This window comes from Pseudoalteromonas sp. 23_GOM-1509m, assembly GCF_000518425.1.
Lineage (GTDB): Bacteria > Pseudomonadota > Gammaproteobacteria > Enterobacterales > Alteromonadaceae > Pseudoalteromonas > Pseudoalteromonas tetraodonis.
This window is the reverse complement of sequence record NZ_KI912434.1, coordinates 375,140-389,921: the sequence shown is the minus strand read 5'-3', so window position 1 is coordinate 389,921 and position 14,782 is coordinate 375,140. Positions and strand designations below refer to the sequence as shown.

At 39.5% G+C, this 14,782-nt stretch carries 18 protein-coding genes; 13 read left to right on the top strand and 5 right to left on the bottom strand.

The features are described 5' to 3' along the window. The first annotated feature begins 21 nt into the window (after window positions 1–21). Entirely contained in the window at window positions 22–567 is a 546-nt protein-coding gene (locus tag N523_RS0117450) for a chorismate--pyruvate lyase family protein (protein ID WP_028835514.1), read from the top strand. Beyond that, a complete protein-coding gene (gene ubiA, locus N523_RS0117445; RefSeq protein WP_013464289.1) occupies window positions 564–1,442 on the top strand; it encodes a 4-hydroxybenzoate octaprenyltransferase in 879 nt (292 codons plus the stop codon). The genes N523_RS0117450 and ubiA overlap by 4 nt, the downstream gene beginning before the upstream one ends. Here ubiA and N523_RS0117440 read toward each other — a convergent pair. The 3 genes from N523_RS0117440 to N523_RS0117430 all read right to left on the bottom strand — a co-directional run bounded on the left by N523_RS0117440 (window position 1,439) and on the right by N523_RS0117430 (window position 3,726). Then, on the bottom strand, window positions 1,439–2,059 hold the full coding sequence (locus tag N523_RS0117440; RefSeq protein ID WP_008468193.1) for a 2OG-Fe(II) oxygenase: 621 nt from the start codon (window positions 2,057–2,059) through the stop codon (window positions 1,439–1,441). The genes ubiA and N523_RS0117440 overlap by 4 nt on opposite strands. Before the next feature lie 95 nt (window positions 2,060–2,154). Further along, the gene (locus N523_RS0117435) at window positions 2,155–3,033 is read right to left on the bottom strand and encodes a LysR family transcriptional regulator (RefSeq protein WP_008468191.1); all 879 of its coding nucleotides are present in this window, start codon (window positions 3,031–3,033) and stop codon (window positions 2,155–2,157) included. Window positions 3,034–3,276: 243 nt separating this feature from the next. Next, window positions 3,277–3,726, bottom strand: coding sequence for a DUF2721 domain-containing protein (locus N523_RS0117430; RefSeq protein WP_008466063.1), 450 nt, complete (start codon window positions 3,724–3,726; stop codon window positions 3,277–3,279). 75 nt (window positions 3,727–3,801) lie between these two features. Between N523_RS0117430 and N523_RS0117425 the strand changes: the two genes are divergently transcribed. Genes N523_RS0117425 through tsaD form a run of 3 tightly spaced genes read left to right on the top strand, consistent with a single transcriptional unit; the run spans window position 3,802 to window position 5,796 of the window. Continuing rightward, complete coding sequence (locus N523_RS0117425; protein ID WP_008466062.1) at window positions 3,802–4,164, top strand: putative signal transducing protein; 363 nt, start codon at window positions 3,802–3,804, stop codon at window positions 4,162–4,164. After that, entirely contained in the window at window positions 4,148–4,738 is a 591-nt protein-coding gene (locus N523_RS0117420; RefSeq protein WP_008115608.1) for a YjaG family protein, read from the top strand. Before N523_RS0117425 ends, N523_RS0117420 begins: the two co-directional genes overlap by 17 nt. A 44-nt stretch (window positions 4,739–4,782) precedes the next feature. Continuing rightward, window positions 4,783–5,796 (top strand): tRNA (adenosine(37)-N6)-threonylcarbamoyltransferase complex transferase subunit TsaD, encoded by a 1,014-nt coding sequence (gene tsaD, locus N523_RS0117415; RefSeq protein ID WP_008466060.1) that lies wholly within the window; start codon window positions 4,783–4,785, stop codon window positions 5,794–5,796. Window positions 5,797–5,819: 23 nt separating this feature from the next. Here tsaD and plsY read toward each other — a convergent pair whose 3' ends face one another. Next, the gene (gene plsY / locus N523_RS0117410) at window positions 5,820–6,425 is read right to left on the bottom strand and encodes a glycerol-3-phosphate 1-O-acyltransferase PlsY (protein ID WP_008466051.1); all 606 of its coding nucleotides are present in this window, start codon (window positions 6,423–6,425) and stop codon (window positions 5,820–5,822) included. Window positions 6,426–6,632: 207 nt separating this feature from the next. On the opposite strand from plsY, the gene folB reads away from it, so the two are divergent. From folB to trmB, 8 genes are all read left to right on the top strand, one after another. Further along, a complete protein-coding gene (gene folB / locus N523_RS0117405) occupies window positions 6,633–6,992 on the top strand; it encodes a dihydroneopterin aldolase (RefSeq protein ID WP_013464292.1) in 360 nt (119 codons plus the stop codon). Then, window positions 6,993–7,481 (top strand): 2-amino-4-hydroxy-6-hydroxymethyldihydropteridine diphosphokinase, encoded by a 489-nt coding sequence (gene folK / locus N523_RS0117400; RefSeq protein WP_028835513.1) that lies wholly within the window; start codon window positions 6,993–6,995, stop codon window positions 7,479–7,481. It abuts the gene before it with no gap. Beyond that, the gene (locus N523_RS0117395; RefSeq protein WP_028835512.1) at window positions 7,478–8,278 is read left to right on the top strand and encodes an undecaprenyl-diphosphate phosphatase; all 801 of its coding nucleotides are present in this window, start codon (window positions 7,478–7,480) and stop codon (window positions 8,276–8,278) included. The genes folK and N523_RS0117395 overlap by 4 nt, the downstream gene beginning before the upstream one ends. A gap of 214 nt (window positions 8,279–8,492) precedes the next feature. After that, window positions 8,493–9,848, top strand: coding sequence for a UDP-N-acetylmuramate:L-alanyl-gamma-D-glutamyl-meso-diaminopimelate ligase (gene mpl, locus N523_RS0117385; protein WP_028835511.1), 1,356 nt, complete (start codon window positions 8,493–8,495; stop codon window positions 9,846–9,848). A gap of 1 nt (window position 9,849) precedes the next feature. Further along, complete coding sequence (locus tag N523_RS0117380) at window positions 9,850–10,473, top strand: flavin prenyltransferase UbiX (protein WP_028835510.1); 624 nt, start codon at window positions 9,850–9,852, stop codon at window positions 10,471–10,473. Then, a complete protein-coding gene (locus N523_RS0117375; RefSeq protein WP_013464297.1) occupies window positions 10,470–11,399 on the top strand; it encodes an ABC transporter ATP-binding protein in 930 nt (309 codons plus the stop codon). Before N523_RS0117380 ends, N523_RS0117375 begins: the two co-directional genes overlap by 4 nt. Further along, window positions 11,400–12,167, top strand: a complete 768-nt coding sequence (locus tag N523_RS0117370) for an ABC transporter permease (protein WP_008466038.1) — start codon at window positions 11,400–11,402, stop codon at window positions 12,165–12,167. Beyond that, window positions 12,167–12,835: a tRNA (guanine(46)-N(7))-methyltransferase TrmB gene (gene trmB / locus N523_RS0117365; protein ID WP_013464298.1), complete on the top strand. Its 669-nt coding sequence runs from the start codon at window positions 12,167–12,169 to the stop codon at window positions 12,833–12,835. The genes N523_RS0117370 and trmB overlap by 1 nt, the downstream gene beginning before the upstream one ends. Here the strand turns inward: trmB and N523_RS0117360 are convergent. Continuing rightward, window positions 12,828–14,699, bottom strand: coding sequence for a GGDEF domain-containing protein (locus tag N523_RS0117360; protein WP_028835509.1), 1,872 nt, complete (start codon window positions 14,697–14,699; stop codon window positions 12,828–12,830). The two genes, trmB and N523_RS0117360, sit on opposite strands and share 8 nt — an antisense overlap. Window positions 14,700–14,782: the final 83 nt, after the last annotated feature.

Genomic DNA, 14,782 nt, shown 5'->3' with positions numbered 1-14,782 from the left:
TTTTTATCAAGTAGAGCTATTGTGATTACGTTTCCTCTTTCTTTATCTGCTGATTGGCAGAGTACTTCTCAAGTCTGTAGCTTATCTAGCGCTGAGCAAGAGTGGCTATTTGAACCGCATTCTTTAACGGCTAAATTAAAAAGCCAGTCACAGCGTTTTGCTGTAAAGGTGCTGAGCGAGCAAAAAGTTAACCTCTCGCAACCTCAGCAAGCTTTATTAAGTAATGAGGTGAACACCGTACTTAACCGTGAGGTTTTATTGTTGTGTGATGACAAACCGGTTGTATATGCTCAAAGCTGGTTGCCAATATCAAACAACAATACAAATAATCAGCTGCATAATATGGGTGAACGTCCGTTGGGTGATGTCATATTTCAAGACCCTGCGTTAAAGCGCACTGATATTGAAATAGCGCGCTTTGATGATAACCACTCATTGCAATCACTGGTGAGCGAACTTAATTTACCCATACACATATTATTAGGGCGACGAAGCGTGTTCTCTTTGCATGACTACAAATTTTTAGTTTGTGAAGTTTTTTTACCAGGAGCCTATTTATACTCATGAAACTAGCCCCTTTATCGGTAAACCATGTACCGTATTACGTTCAGTTAATGCGAATAGATAAGCCCATAGGCACCTTATTATTACTTTGGCCAACTTATTGGGCGCTGTGGATAGCAAATGAGGGGATACCAAGCCTAACAAACTTCATTGTGTTTACCCTTGGGGTAATAGTTATGCGCAGCGCAGGATGCGTTATCAATGATTTTGCTGACAGGAAAATAGATGGCTCAGTAAAACGAACCTGTCAGCGCCCTTTAGCAACTGGGGCTGTGAGTAGTGGGGAAGCAGTTAGTTTGTTTTTGCTGCTGGTTAGTATCGCTTTTATTTTAGTAATAATGCTAAATACCAATACTATCTTGTTATCGTTTGGGGCGCTTGGGCTCGCGTTTTGTTATCCCTTTATGAAACGTTACACACAACTTCCACAGGTTGTATTAGGGGCTGCTTTTGGTTGGGCAATTCCTATGGCATTTATGGCATCAACAAACTCATTGCCTGTGCAAGCTTGGCTATTATTTGTCGCTAATATTTGCTGGACGGTGGCTTATGACACTATGTATGCCATGGTTGATAGAGATGATGATTTAAAAATAGGGGTTAAATCAACCGCTATTTTATTCGCCAGTTACGATCGCCATATTATAGGGTTGCTTAACGTTATATTCTTAGTATTAATGACATTGATCGGCTTTATTAGCCAAGTTGGAGCAAGCTTTTGGTTAGGGTTAGCGGTTGCTGCGGCTTTATTATTGTATCAACAGCGTTTGATTCATTTACGCCAACGAGATGCCTGTTTTAAAGCGTTTTTGAATAATCATTATGTGGGACTTACTGTATTTATAGGCTTATTATTTTCTTACCCCGTTTTTTCTTAACGGGGTGGGTCGATAATACCACTAATTGACGCATTTTTTCTGAACCAACCAGCAATCGAATAGCGGTTATCAAAAGCCGGAAGTACTTCATGCACAAAGCGTTCGCTTTCAAATAATACCAAAGTGCCTGCAGTGGGTTTTATAACCACTTCTATGTCTTTACTTTTAGGCTTGTAAATTACTAGCTCCCCGCCTTTCTTAGGAGAGTTTAAATACAATACGGTGGTAAAAACTCGATTTGAACGACCTTTGAACGCATCTACATGTTTTTTGTAAAAATCACCCTGTGTATACTTTGCATAGTGACATTCATAATCAAACAAGCCCATGAAAAAGTTACGATTAAGGGTAGTGCGAACAGCTTCCATTATTTGTTGATAGCTAAGCTGTGCATTTGAGCTGCCATCAAACCAGTAGGTTTTATCTTTACGAACGGAATCATCAATTTGTAAATTGTTTAATCGTCCAATACCGGCAAGGCTAAAGTGAGGATTTATTCTATAGCAATCAGCCATCAACTCGGATATTAAGTCACTATCAATGGCGTTTTCAATAATGGCATAGCCATGCGTTTCAATGTGCTCTAGGTAAATTTCAGCAGCTGTAAAGTTATTCATTAACGCTAGTCATAATATAAGGGAGCGTTAGTGTAGTGAAAAAAAACTTTAATGCCACTAATTTATAGTTGTTATAAAACGCATGGAGTCATTTTTTATGCTCTTGAAACCTTCTTAATTAGCGAGAGTAGGTGGTCAACATGCTCACCTGCCTCTATTTGCTGGCTTGTTTGCACCACAAGTTGTTCATGGCTAATATCGTTATTCGTTTTAAGCTGGATTAAGTTATGGTTTTCTGCTACAGAGCTGGTGTGTTCAATACCTGCAATAGCAAAATGATCTGACTTTTCAAGTCCAGCCATTACCTGCTCAATACTACCTACTTTAATAGTTGAAACTTTATTTAACGAGTCTATTACTTCATTAAGCATTGATTGCACTTGTTTTGACTGCGAAAAACAACTGAACATTGGATAGCTTTCGAGCTCTTTTTTACTAATATCGCTTTTATTTGCTAAAGGGTGTTGTTTTGAACAAAATAAAATAAGTTGATCAGGTAATTGTATATCGCTACCAATGCTATTGACTATTTGCGAGCATACACTAATGTCAATTTCCCCTTGAAGCAGTTTTCTATGAAGCTCAGTTTTATTTTGCAGCTGCATTTCAATTTTAATATGCGGGTACTGACTCAAAAATTCGCCGCAGGTGATTGGTACTATGCTGCTGGTTGTTGTGGTGTAGCCAATCACTAATTTTTTTTCTTCTGTGCCATTAATTGATTGAAAAGCGCGATGCTTTATTTGTTCTAACTCATTGAGCGTATTTTTAGCAAAGTCGAGGAAAAGTTCGCCTGCTTGAGTTAACTTAACCGAGCGAGTAGAGCGGGTGACTAGTTCGTAGCCAAGCTCCGTTTCAAGAGTTTGAATGCTACGGGTTAATGCAGATGTGCTAATTTGGGTTTGTTCAGCAGCTTGCCTAAAATGACGAAGCAGGCCAAGTGCTACAAACTGTTCTAATTGTTCAAATCTCACTATATAGTCCTTTTTTATAGGTAAGCTAGGGGAATTACAGATTTAATACTGACTTTATATCCCTACAGATCAGTTGAAATAAGGTTTTTAACCACTTATTAAGATTAACTTTCTTTTAATCGTATTTAAAGAGAATAGTTGCAAAATGTTGTTATACCTTTGGGTAATGTTAAATTACTGTAGTGTTTTATTATTGACCAAATTTATGCAATTTTATAACAACTTTACTAAAGTCTCGTTTGGTTAATTGCTGTTTTTGCTTTTAGGATTAGGCTCAATAAAGTTTTTACTAACTCGGTTACTTAAAGGCTTATTTTCAATGTTTTGTAATTCAATTTCTATGGCATCACAAGAAATATGAATTTCAAATAATGAAGTAAGCAAAGATAAGCTCAAGCAGCTTAAACTGACACCAAATAAAATAATGCCCGTGGTATTAAATTCTATAAATAATGCAAACATAGATAACGTACATAATAAAAAAGAGGCCACACCGTATACTTGCATGGTCCTTATTAGTTTTATTCGCTTTCTAAGATTAGTTATTTGCGCCACTACAACAGGACGAATAGACTCACCTTCACGGGCATTCAATTCTCGTATTAGTTGCGCAAGTACTAAAAATCGGTTTGTATAGGCAAGTAATAACAATGAGATGGCTGGAAAAAGTAAACCTGGGGTAGTTAGCGTCATAATGTGTCCTTAAATCATATTATTTGCTTTAGGTTACGCGGGCTTATTGTACACATAAAGTAAATGAGGTGGATATTGCAAAATACTAATAATAGCCAATCAAATGTAACATCATTTGATTGGGTGACGCTTTATAATGCAGAAAATAGTTTAGAGGCCAATATAATAAAAGGACTGATTCTTAATGCGGGAATTGAGTGCCAAATAAAAGGTGAAATACTGCAAGGCGCAATGGGCGAGATCCCATTTGAACAAACACAAGTAAGTGTGCAGGTTTATGCGATAAAAGAGCGCCATGCACGTGAAATATTGGTAAACTATCAGCAAGTAAAACAATCCGCTCCAGATTGGGTGTGCCCTAACTGTAATGAGCATAATGGATCAACATTTGATTTTTGTTGGTCATGTGGGACCTTAAAGAATGACAAAAGCGAATAATTTTCAGCGTATTAGAGAGTTAAATTATTTACAAAAAGCGGTATTGGCCAGTGCGTTAATAGAGCGTATGTTGCCTAATTATGGGCTATTTAGTGAGGCTACCGGCTTTGGCGATGAGGTTATTTTACGCAATGCTTTAAATGTATGTTGGGAAAAAATACTCCTTCCTAAAAGTAAAATTGATTTAGAAAAGCAAGTTGAAAAAATAGAACCTAATGTTCCTGAACTTGCCGATTTTGATATGTTTGGTACCTATCCTGCCATTGACGCTGCCACCTCATTACTGAGCTTAATGCATGGCCTTTTAGCACAAGATGAGCAAGAGTTTGTTAATGTGAGTAAAATATCACAGGCCACCGTAGCTCGCTTTATTGAGTACCAAATGACGGTTGAAGGTGATGTTGCCGATAACAAAGCGGTGCGTGAACACCCACTGATGCAATACGAAATAGAGGTATTAGGTGAACTAATTGATTTTGTAGAAGCAATGGGGCGTATCACTGCTGAAAATGTGAAAGCATTGAAAAAGCATGTCCTTGCTGATGGCCAAACTAACATTGGTTTAGCACTGTAAGTTATTTGTTTTAAACACCTTGTTAGGTGGCAGGAGAATTAACAATGCGAATTTTAGGCATTGAATCATCATGCGATGAAACTGGTATTGCTATTTATGATGACGAAAAAGGGCTGCTAGCCCATCAATTATATAGCCAAGTAAAAGTACATGCAGACTATGGTGGTGTAGTACCTGAACTTGCCTCGCGCGATCACGTACGTAAAACATTGCCGCTTATTGATGCGGCATTTGCGCAAGCGGGTTGTGGGCCTGAAGATTTAGATGGTATTGCTTATACGGCAGGGCCAGGTTTAGTAGGGGCTTTGTTAGTAGGTACCTCAATTGGTCGCTCTTTAGCATATGGCTGGGATATCCCAGCGGTGGCAGTGCACCATATGGAAGGGCATTTATTAGCGCCAATGCTTGAGGAAAACGTCCCCGAGTTCCCATTTATTGCCTTACTGGTTTCTGGCGGTCATACCATGATGGTAAAAGTTGCTGGTATTGGTCAATACGAAGTATTGGGTGAGTCGGTAGATGATGCTGCTGGTGAAGCATTTGATAAAACAGCCAAGTTACTTGGGCTTGATTATCCAGGTGGCCCTCGTTTGGCTAAAATGGCTGAACAAGGTGTTGCTAAGCGATTTGTTTTTCCGCGTCCAATGACAGACAAACCTGGCTTAGATTTTAGCTTTAGTGGCCTAAAAACCGCCGCTTCAATTGCTATTCGTGAAAACGACAGTGATGAGCAAACAAAAGCAGATATTGCTCATGCATTTCAAACGGCCGTTATTGATACTTTAGTAATTAAGTGTAAGCGCGCATTAAAACAAACCGGTATTAAGCGCTTAGTAATAGCCGGTGGCGTAAGTGCTAATACGCAATTACGTTTGCAATTAGAGCGTGTGATGCAAGGTATGAAGGGCGAAGTGTTTTACCCTCGTACTGAGTTTTGTACTGACAATGGTGCAATGATAGCGTATGCCGGTATGCAGCGTTTAAAAGCGGGGCAGTTTGCTACGCTTGATATGAAAACTAAACCGCGCTGGCCAATCGATAGCTTAGAAGCAATATAGTTAACCAGAATTCAGGTTAGTTATTACTTCTTATCATCTGTAGGGGCTTGTTTAGTCCCTACTTTTGGTTCTTCCCCTTTAAATAAACGCACAATATTAGTGCGATGCCTAATAATGATCAGTAGCGTAATAAAGGTCACCGGTAAGGTGTATAACGGTTTTATCCACCATGTGTATAAAGGGGCTAGCGTAACGGCCACTAACGCGGCAAGTGATGAGTAACGAGTAATCGCGACAATCAGCAACCAAGTACCAATCAATAACCCTCCTAAAGAAAGCCCTATCGGTAGTAACGAGCCAAATGCAGTTGCAACCGCCTTACCGCCCTTAAAACTAAAAAATAACGGGTACATATGCCCTAGGCATGCAGCAACGGCGATTAAACCAAGCTCTAATGGCTCGAGTTTTAAAAAATAAGCGCCCCAAACAGGGATTGTTCCCTTTAAAATATCGAAGACTAAAACTAAGCATGCAGGAAGTGACCCGCCTAAGCGGTAAACATTGGTTGCACCTGGATTATTGGAGCCATGCGTGCGTGGATCGGGGAGTTTGAATAGCCGCGACACTAAAATGGCCGATGAAATCGAGCCGAGCAAATAGGCTAAAACAAACATTAAAATGACTAACACGCGCTTCCTTATTTTTTAATCATTACTTTTAAGCTATTATTGGCGTCAAAATTTACGGGCTTCTTAAATTACTCGCAATTTTGTAACGATTCTATTGTAGAAGTAATTTTAGTATATTTAAACACTGATTAAAGTATATACAGTATTAATTTGATTGATACAATATGTAATTAACTCAGTGACTTGTTACAGTCATTTGGAGTATCAATGGACAAGGTATTTATATCACAATTGCATGTCGAAACGATTATCGGGGTGTATGATTTTGAAAAGAAAAGTAAACAAAGCCTGTACTTTGATATTGAAATGTTAAGCGACATCAAGCCCGCAGCGCAAAACGACGATATTAACTTGGCACTGGATTACGCTAAGGTAAGTGAGCGTGTTATCGAACACAGTACGGCTAAACCGGTAGAGCTTTTAGAAACACTGGTGGAGCAATTAGCGCAAATCATTTTAACCGAATTTAATACCCCCCAAGTGACAATAAAAGTAAGTAAGCCCGCTGCAGTTGCACAAGCGCAAACCGTCGGTGTAGAAATAACGCGTAACAAGGCTCTTGCTTAAATGGCGCAAATATTTATTAGCTTAGGGTCGAATATTAATAAAGCAGAGCATATCAGGCGTGCTGTAGTGGCGTTAAATAAACACTTTAAAAATACACAACATTCTTCGGTGTTTGAAAGTGAAGCGGTGGGTTTTGCCGGTAATAACTTTTACAACTCCGTACTCGCTGCCACTACCGAAATGGCGCTTGAAGATGTGTGTGCGTTATTAAAACAAATAGAGCGCGATAATGGTCGCAAAGCAAATGATAAAAAATTTAGCCCGCGCACCTTGGATCTCGATTTACTCTTTTACGATGATGTCATTTGCGAGAGCCCAGCTCAACTACCACGTGACGAAATTACCAAAAATGCCTTTGTATTACAGCCTTTAGCAGAGGTGGCTCCTGATTTTTATCACCCTGTAGCAAAAAAAACGATTGCCCAAATATGGAATGCATATAACAACCCTCAACAAAAACTATGGAAGGTGGAGTTTTCTAACCCATGAGTATTATAGAAATAATTGTTTTAGCCCTAATTCAGGGATTTACTGAATTTTTACCTATATCGAGTTCTGCACACTTAATTTTACCGTCGCAAATTTTAGGCTGGGAAGATCAAGGCTTGGCATTTGATGTTGCCGTTCATGTAGGAACGTTAATTGCTGTTGTTATTTATTTTCGTAAAGAAGTGGCCGATATACTCGGTGCTTGGTTTAAATCGTTTGGTGCGCAAGGTACAACAGATGACAGCAAACTAGGCTGGTGGATAATTTTAGGTACTGTGCCTGCCGCTATTTTAGGGCTATTGCTAAAAGATTTTGTTGAACTGTATTTGCGCAGTGCGTGGGTGATTGCAACCACAACCATCGTATTTGGTTTGTTGTTATGGTACGCCGATGCTAAAGGTAAGCAAATAAAAACAATTTATCAGCTTAACTGGAAAACCGCACTCATCATTGGCTTTGCGCAAGCCGTTGCGATGATCCCAGGGACTTCTCGCTCAGGTATTACCATGACCGCGGGTTTAATGCTGGGTATGAATAAGCAAAGTGCAGCCCGTTTTTCGTTTTTGCTGGCTATTCCGATTATTTCAATGATGGGCCTTTATTACACAGCAGAGCTAGCGCTTGGCGATCATATTGTTGATTGGACTGCTTTATTGTTGGGTGTAGTGCTGTCGTTTTTATCAGCTTATGCCTGTATTTTTATGTTTTTAAAAGTGATTGAACAAATGGGTATGCTGCCATTTGTTATTTATCGTTTGTTATTAGGCATCGGCTTAATATTCTTTTTAATGCTATAAGCCATTAATCTTTAAAAAGCCTCCCACCATGGGAGGCTTTTTTATTTGCGCCAAACATCGCATCGGCGCTGTCTTGCCGAAATACCAAACATCTGCTGCAAATTTACCTAGAAAGCTCAACAGACCCTGATGGTAACTTGATCTAAATTTTGGCATTATAGCGCCATTAAAGTTTGCCTTAGAGCACATTCCGCGCAGGATGAAAGGATAGTAAATGCATATACATATTTTGGGTATTTGTGGCACATTTATGGGTGGTATAGCCGCTATAGCTAAATCATTAGGTCATCACGTTACTGGGTCTGATCAAAACGTTTACCCACCAATGAGTACCCAATTAGAAGCGTTGGGAATCGAGCTAACCCAAGGCTATGATGTATCTCAACTAGAACCGGCACCCGACATCGTCGTCATAGGTAATGCTATGAGCCGAGGGAACCCGTGTGTTGAATATGTATTAGATAAAGGCCTGCCTTATACCTCAGGCCCAGAGTGGCTTAAGCATAATTTACTACAAAACGCATGGGTGCTGGCGGTGGCTGGAACCCATGGTAAAACAACGACCGCCAGTATGCTGGCATGGATATTAGAATATGCAGGTTTAAAACCAGGCTTTTTAATTGGCGGGATCGTACAAAATTTTGGTCTTTCGGCTCGGGTTGGGCAAACGCCATTTTTTGTAATAGAAGCCGATGAATACGACACCGCCTTTTTTGATAAACGCAGTAAGTTTGTTCATTACTTACCGCGAACACTCATTTTAAATAATCTTGAATTTGATCATGCTGATATTTTTGAAGATTTAAATGCGATTAAAAAACAATTTCACCATTTGATACGTACACTACCGCAAAGCGGGAAAGTATTGTGGCCAAAAGGTGATGAGGCTCTGAGCGATGTTATAGCAAAAGGGCTGTGGAGCGAGAGCGAAACATTAGGCGATGATTGGGATTATCAGCTACTTAAAGCGGATGGTTCTCAATTTAATGTGTTATTAAACACGCAGCTGCAAGGTGTAGTTAACTGGCAGGCAATTGGTGAGCATAACGTTAAAAACGCGATGATGGCCATTGCTGCAGCACGCCATGTAGGAATTGCTATTGAGCACAGTATTGCGGCTTTAGGCGAATTTATCAGCCCAAAAAGGCGTATGGAGCTTAAAGCGGATATAAATAACATTAAAGTGTATGATGATTTTGCCCATCATCCTACCGCGATACAAACAACGCTTGCGGGGCTGCGCGCCAAAGTGGGCAATGACAAAATTATTGCGATTTTAGAGCCGCGCTCTAACACCATGAAAATGGGAGTTCATCAATTTACATTGCTAGACTCATTAAGCGATGCGGATGAGGTGCTACTGTTTGAACCAGAAAACTTAAGCTGGTCGCTTAAGGAGCAAGCAGAAAAAGTCGGTATGCAGTGTTTTGATTCTACAATCGCCATTATCGAAACAGTGCTTGAAAATATTGAGCCAAATCAACATGTTTTAATTATGAGTAATGGTGGTTTTAATGGCCTTCATCAACAACTTGTTGATGGCTTGGCCAATAAATACAGCGGAGAATAATGTGCAATTTAAAGATAAAATCACCTTAGCATTTAGTGGTGCATCAGGCGCTCCATATGGATTGAGGTTGCTAGAAGTGTTACTTGAGCAACAATTTCAAGTGTATGTGCTTATTTCAAGTGCCGCGCGCGTAGTTTTTGATACCGAGTCCAATATAAAGTTATCAGGGAATGAAGACAAAGCCACAGAGCAATTAAGCCTGTTATATAACGCAAAACCTGGGCAGTTAAAGGTATTTGGTAAAGATAATTGGTTTAGTCCGGTAGCTTCGGGCTCTGCAGCGCCGAAAAAAATGGTAGTATGTCCATGTAGCGCAGGCTCTGTGTCTGCCATTGCAGTCGGCGCATCAGATAATTTATTAGAGCGCGCCGCCGATGTGGTGATAAAGGAGCGAGGCCAGCTTATTTTAGTGCCACGCGAAACGCCATTTAGCGAAATTCATTTAGAAAACATGCTTAAATTATCGCGTTTAGGTGTAACAATTATGCCTGCAGCACCTGGGTTTTATCATCAACCGCAAAGCATAGAAGACTTGGTTGACTTTATGGTGGCGCGAATTTTAGATCATTTAAATATTGAACATAATCTCACAAAGCGTTGGGGTTATGGTGAGGGTAAGAAATGAATAAGCAAAATATTGCTTTAAATATTGAAGGCCTTACCAAGGTTTACAAAAATGGGGTAGAGGCAGTAAAAGGGGTTGATTTACAAGTTCACGAAGGTGACTTTTTTGCATTACTGGGCCCGAATGGGGCGGGTAAATCAACCACTATTGGGGTAATTTCTTCACTGGTTAATAAGACCAAAGGCAAAGTTGAAGTATTTGGTCACGATATTGATACCGACCTTGAAGCGGCTAAAGCGAATTTAGGCCTAGTACCACAAGAGTTTAACTTTAGTCAGTTTGAAACGCTGAGCCAAATACTCGTTAATCAAGCAGGTTACTACGGTGTACCGCGCGGCGAAGCACATAAACGTGCAGATAAATACTTAGCGCAGCTTGGATTAATCGAGAAAAAAGATAAGCAAGCACGTACCTTATCTGGTGGTATGAAACGCCGTTTAATGATTGCACGTGCCTTAATGCATGAGCCCAAATTACTTATTTTAGATGAGCCGACAGCGGGGGTTGATATAGAGCTTCGCCGTTCAATGTGGGACTTTTTAAGGCAAATTAACGAACAAGGTGTGACCATTATTTTAACAACCCACTACCTTGAAGAAGCTGAACTGCTTTGTAAAAACATCGCCATTATTGATACCGGGCGAATTGTTGAAAACACCACGATTAAAGCCCTGCTTGCTAAATTAGACAAAGAAACCTTTGTATTGGATTTAAAACAACCATCTAAACCCGTAACGCTAGATGGATACAAATTTACTATGGGGGATGATCACACCATTGAAGTTGAAGTGGCTAAATCTCAAGGATTAAACGCGGTGTTTACAGCATTGACTGAACAAGGTAATACCGTGCTGAGCATGCGAAACAAAGCGAATCGATTAGAAGAATTATTTGTAGGTTTATTAGAGCAAGGGCGGGGCGAATAAATGTTTAAATATGGCGTAGCCTTAAAAAGTATTTGGATTAAAGAGTGCATTCGCTTTTTGCGTATTTGGGTGCAAACCTTAGTACCGCCAGCGATCACGATGAGTTTATATTTTGTTATTTTTGGTAACCTAATTGGCTCGCGTATTGGTGACATGGGCGGTTTTAGCTATATGGAGTTTATTGTCCCTGGCCTTATTATGATGTCAGTTATAACTAACTCTTATTCAAATGTTGCCTCTAGCTTTTACTCAACTAAGTTTCAAAAAAGTATTGAAGAGTTATTAGTTGCACCTGTGCCTAATTACATCATTGTACTGGGTTATATGGGCGGAGGTATGACCCGTGGCATTATGGTTGGTTTTATCGTAACGTGCGTTTCTTTATTTTTTGTAGATATACAAATACATAATATTTTTGTGATTATAGCCACTGTTATTCTCACCTCGGCGGTGTTTGCCTTGGGCGGGTTAATTAACGCTATTTATGCAAACAGCTTTGATGACATAAGTATTATTCCGACCTTTATTTTAACGCCGTTGACCTATTTAGGCGGGGTGTTTTATTCAATCACTTTACTGCCTGACTTTTGGCAAATGGTGTCGCAAATAAACCCAATTATTTATATGGTTAACGCATTTAGATATGGGTTTTTAGGTGTTTCGGATGTAGATTTATCGGTCGCAATGGGTGTGTTGTTGGTGTTTATCAGCGTCCTATTTACTTTAGCACTGACGCTAATTAAAAAAGGTGTGGGGCTAAGACACTAATGAGCGATGCAAATTCACGTAGTATTGTATCTAATCAAGCGGGACTTCATGAAAAGCTTGATGAAATAGTTAATAAACACTTACAGGCTGAGTTTAAAAAGCCAATTGCAACGCATACGCAAACCGCATTTGATGAAGTTAATGCTAAAGTGCAAGCCTTTAATGGGCCGCTTATTTTAGATTCCTGTTGTGGGGTCGGAGAGAGCACCGCTAATTTAGCAAAACGTCATCCTGAAGCGTTAGTCATAGGCATTGATAAGTCATCTCATCGACTTGATAAGCATGATGTTGAATATAAACAAAGTGAAAGTGGTCAATACATTTTAGTGCAAGCTGACTTAAATGACTTTTGGCGTTTAGCGGTGGCTGCTAATTGGCAGCCTACGCATCACTATTTGCTTTACCCTAACCCTTGGCCTAAGTCTAAACACATACAAAGGCGCTGGCATGGGGCGGCTATATTCCCGTTTATTGTAAAGTTAGGTGGTTTACTTGAGGTGCGCAGTAATTGGGATATTTATGTTAAAGAGTTTGCCAGAGCGCTTGAATTAGCGGGGAATCCATGTGAAACCGAATTGTTTGAGTCAGACGAAGCAATTACCCCTTTTGAACGTAAGTACTGGGCCAGTGGCCAGCAAAGCCACCGGCTTGTTATAAATCTTAAATAGCTAATTGTTGCTTAAAGTGAGTCACATGTGGCGTTGGTTTACCAAGGTAACTACCTTGCATCAGCGTCACATTTAGTTTATTGAGTAGCTCGGCAACCGTGTTATTTTCTACCGCTTCAACAACCAATTCAAGTTCAAGCTGCTGGGCTATATCAGCAATATAGGCGATAAATAGCGACGTATTTTCATCATTTACGAGTTGCTTGGTGATCGCACCATCGAGTTTAATACCATCTACCTCAATCTTTAACGTATTGAGCGTATTAATAAACTCATTACCCCAACAATGCATCACTATTTTTGCCCCTTTACTTTTCACCATCGCAATAAATGATTTTATTTCATAGTAGTGTGTAATGACCTGCGACTCTAATATTGAAATAGTAATGTTTTCAGGGTTGGGGTAGCGATGAAGCTCATATGCTATGTGATCATAAATAGTGGGATCTGCAATATTTTCAGCGCACACAGTTAACCCCCAGCTGATTGCTGATTTGCGAAAGCGCGAAATGCATTGAGTAAATAAGGTACGTGTTAACATCCCATCCATACGCAGCCTATTTACTGCATTAGAAAAGGTATCAGGGGTTAAAATCTCCCCATGTGAGGTCACTATTCTTGGTGAGCAGTCATACCTAATAATGGCATTGGTATTGGTATCTATAACAGGTTGAAAATAAGGAACAACGCGATGGGCATTAAACGCTTCACGAATTTCTTTTGCTATTTCTACATTGTATAAATACAGAGATTTAGCGTCGTTAATCGCTTCTGAGTAGTTAACTATGGGTTGATCGCCTTGCCTTGATTGCAGCAACGCAATGTGGGCATTCTTAAGCAGTAATGACTTATTCCCTCTTGCGACTCCAGCGTTGAGTGTAATATAAATAAATGGGTCTGTAATAAAAGGTGTATTTTTATTATGGGATTGAATAATGCTGTAAAGCTCATCAAAAGGTGTTTCTTTACTGGTTAAAATGGCCAGCTTGTTGGTCGCAATACGATAAATACGTGATTGCAGACGGTTTTGCTGCTTAAAGTGAGTGAGTAGTTTTTTCATCACTTCATCGGCTGTTTTTGTGCCAAAAAAGCGACTGATACTATCAATTTCGTTAACCAAAATAATCGCGATTTGTAGATGATGCTCATTACTTTTTTTTAGCTGCTTTTCCAAGGCAATATGATTTTCAAACCCCGTAGCATGATCCCTCATTAGTGAGCGGCGTACCCCAAAACAATAAAGAATATAAACCAGTAACAATATGAACAGTACGCAACTAAAATGAAGCAGGGCTTGATTCAAACGTGTCATTAAAGCCGTATTGATTTTATCGACGCTAATATCAGCTGCAGTTAAATAGGTTCTGCCATTTTTTGCTATATGAGGAATATACACCGTTTTAGAATGACCACGATGCACCGTTGACACTTCAAAAATAGGGGCCGTTGATAAAAATGCCGCCATATTAATTGGCGTCGCTTCAGGGTAAAGATCTAAATATTGGGTGACTTTACCGTTATTTTGATCATCTTGGGTGTAACTGGAGGCTGTAAAATAAATATTTTCATCAATTAATATCATTGAATATAAATAATCTATATTTAAATCATTGGCTAAAGCAGAAAGCTGTTCGGCCTTATTTTGATAGCTTGCAAAGCTAATTTCTTGCGACGTTTTGTCGTGGTAATCACTACCTAAAATATACTTTACGCTGGTGGCGGCATTTATTAAGCGATTGTCAATGCTGCGAATTACATCACTTTGAATGGCAGAGTAAGTGTAGTAACCATAAATGATTAAGCTGACCAAAAAAAAGACGGTCCCAAGCGCCAACCGTGTTAATTTTAGATTTCCTTTGAGCATGTATTATCCTTATTTTTGTTGATTTTATTATACTTAAAAATTATAAATGCCCAATATTTTAATTACCCTTTGTACTAAATTTA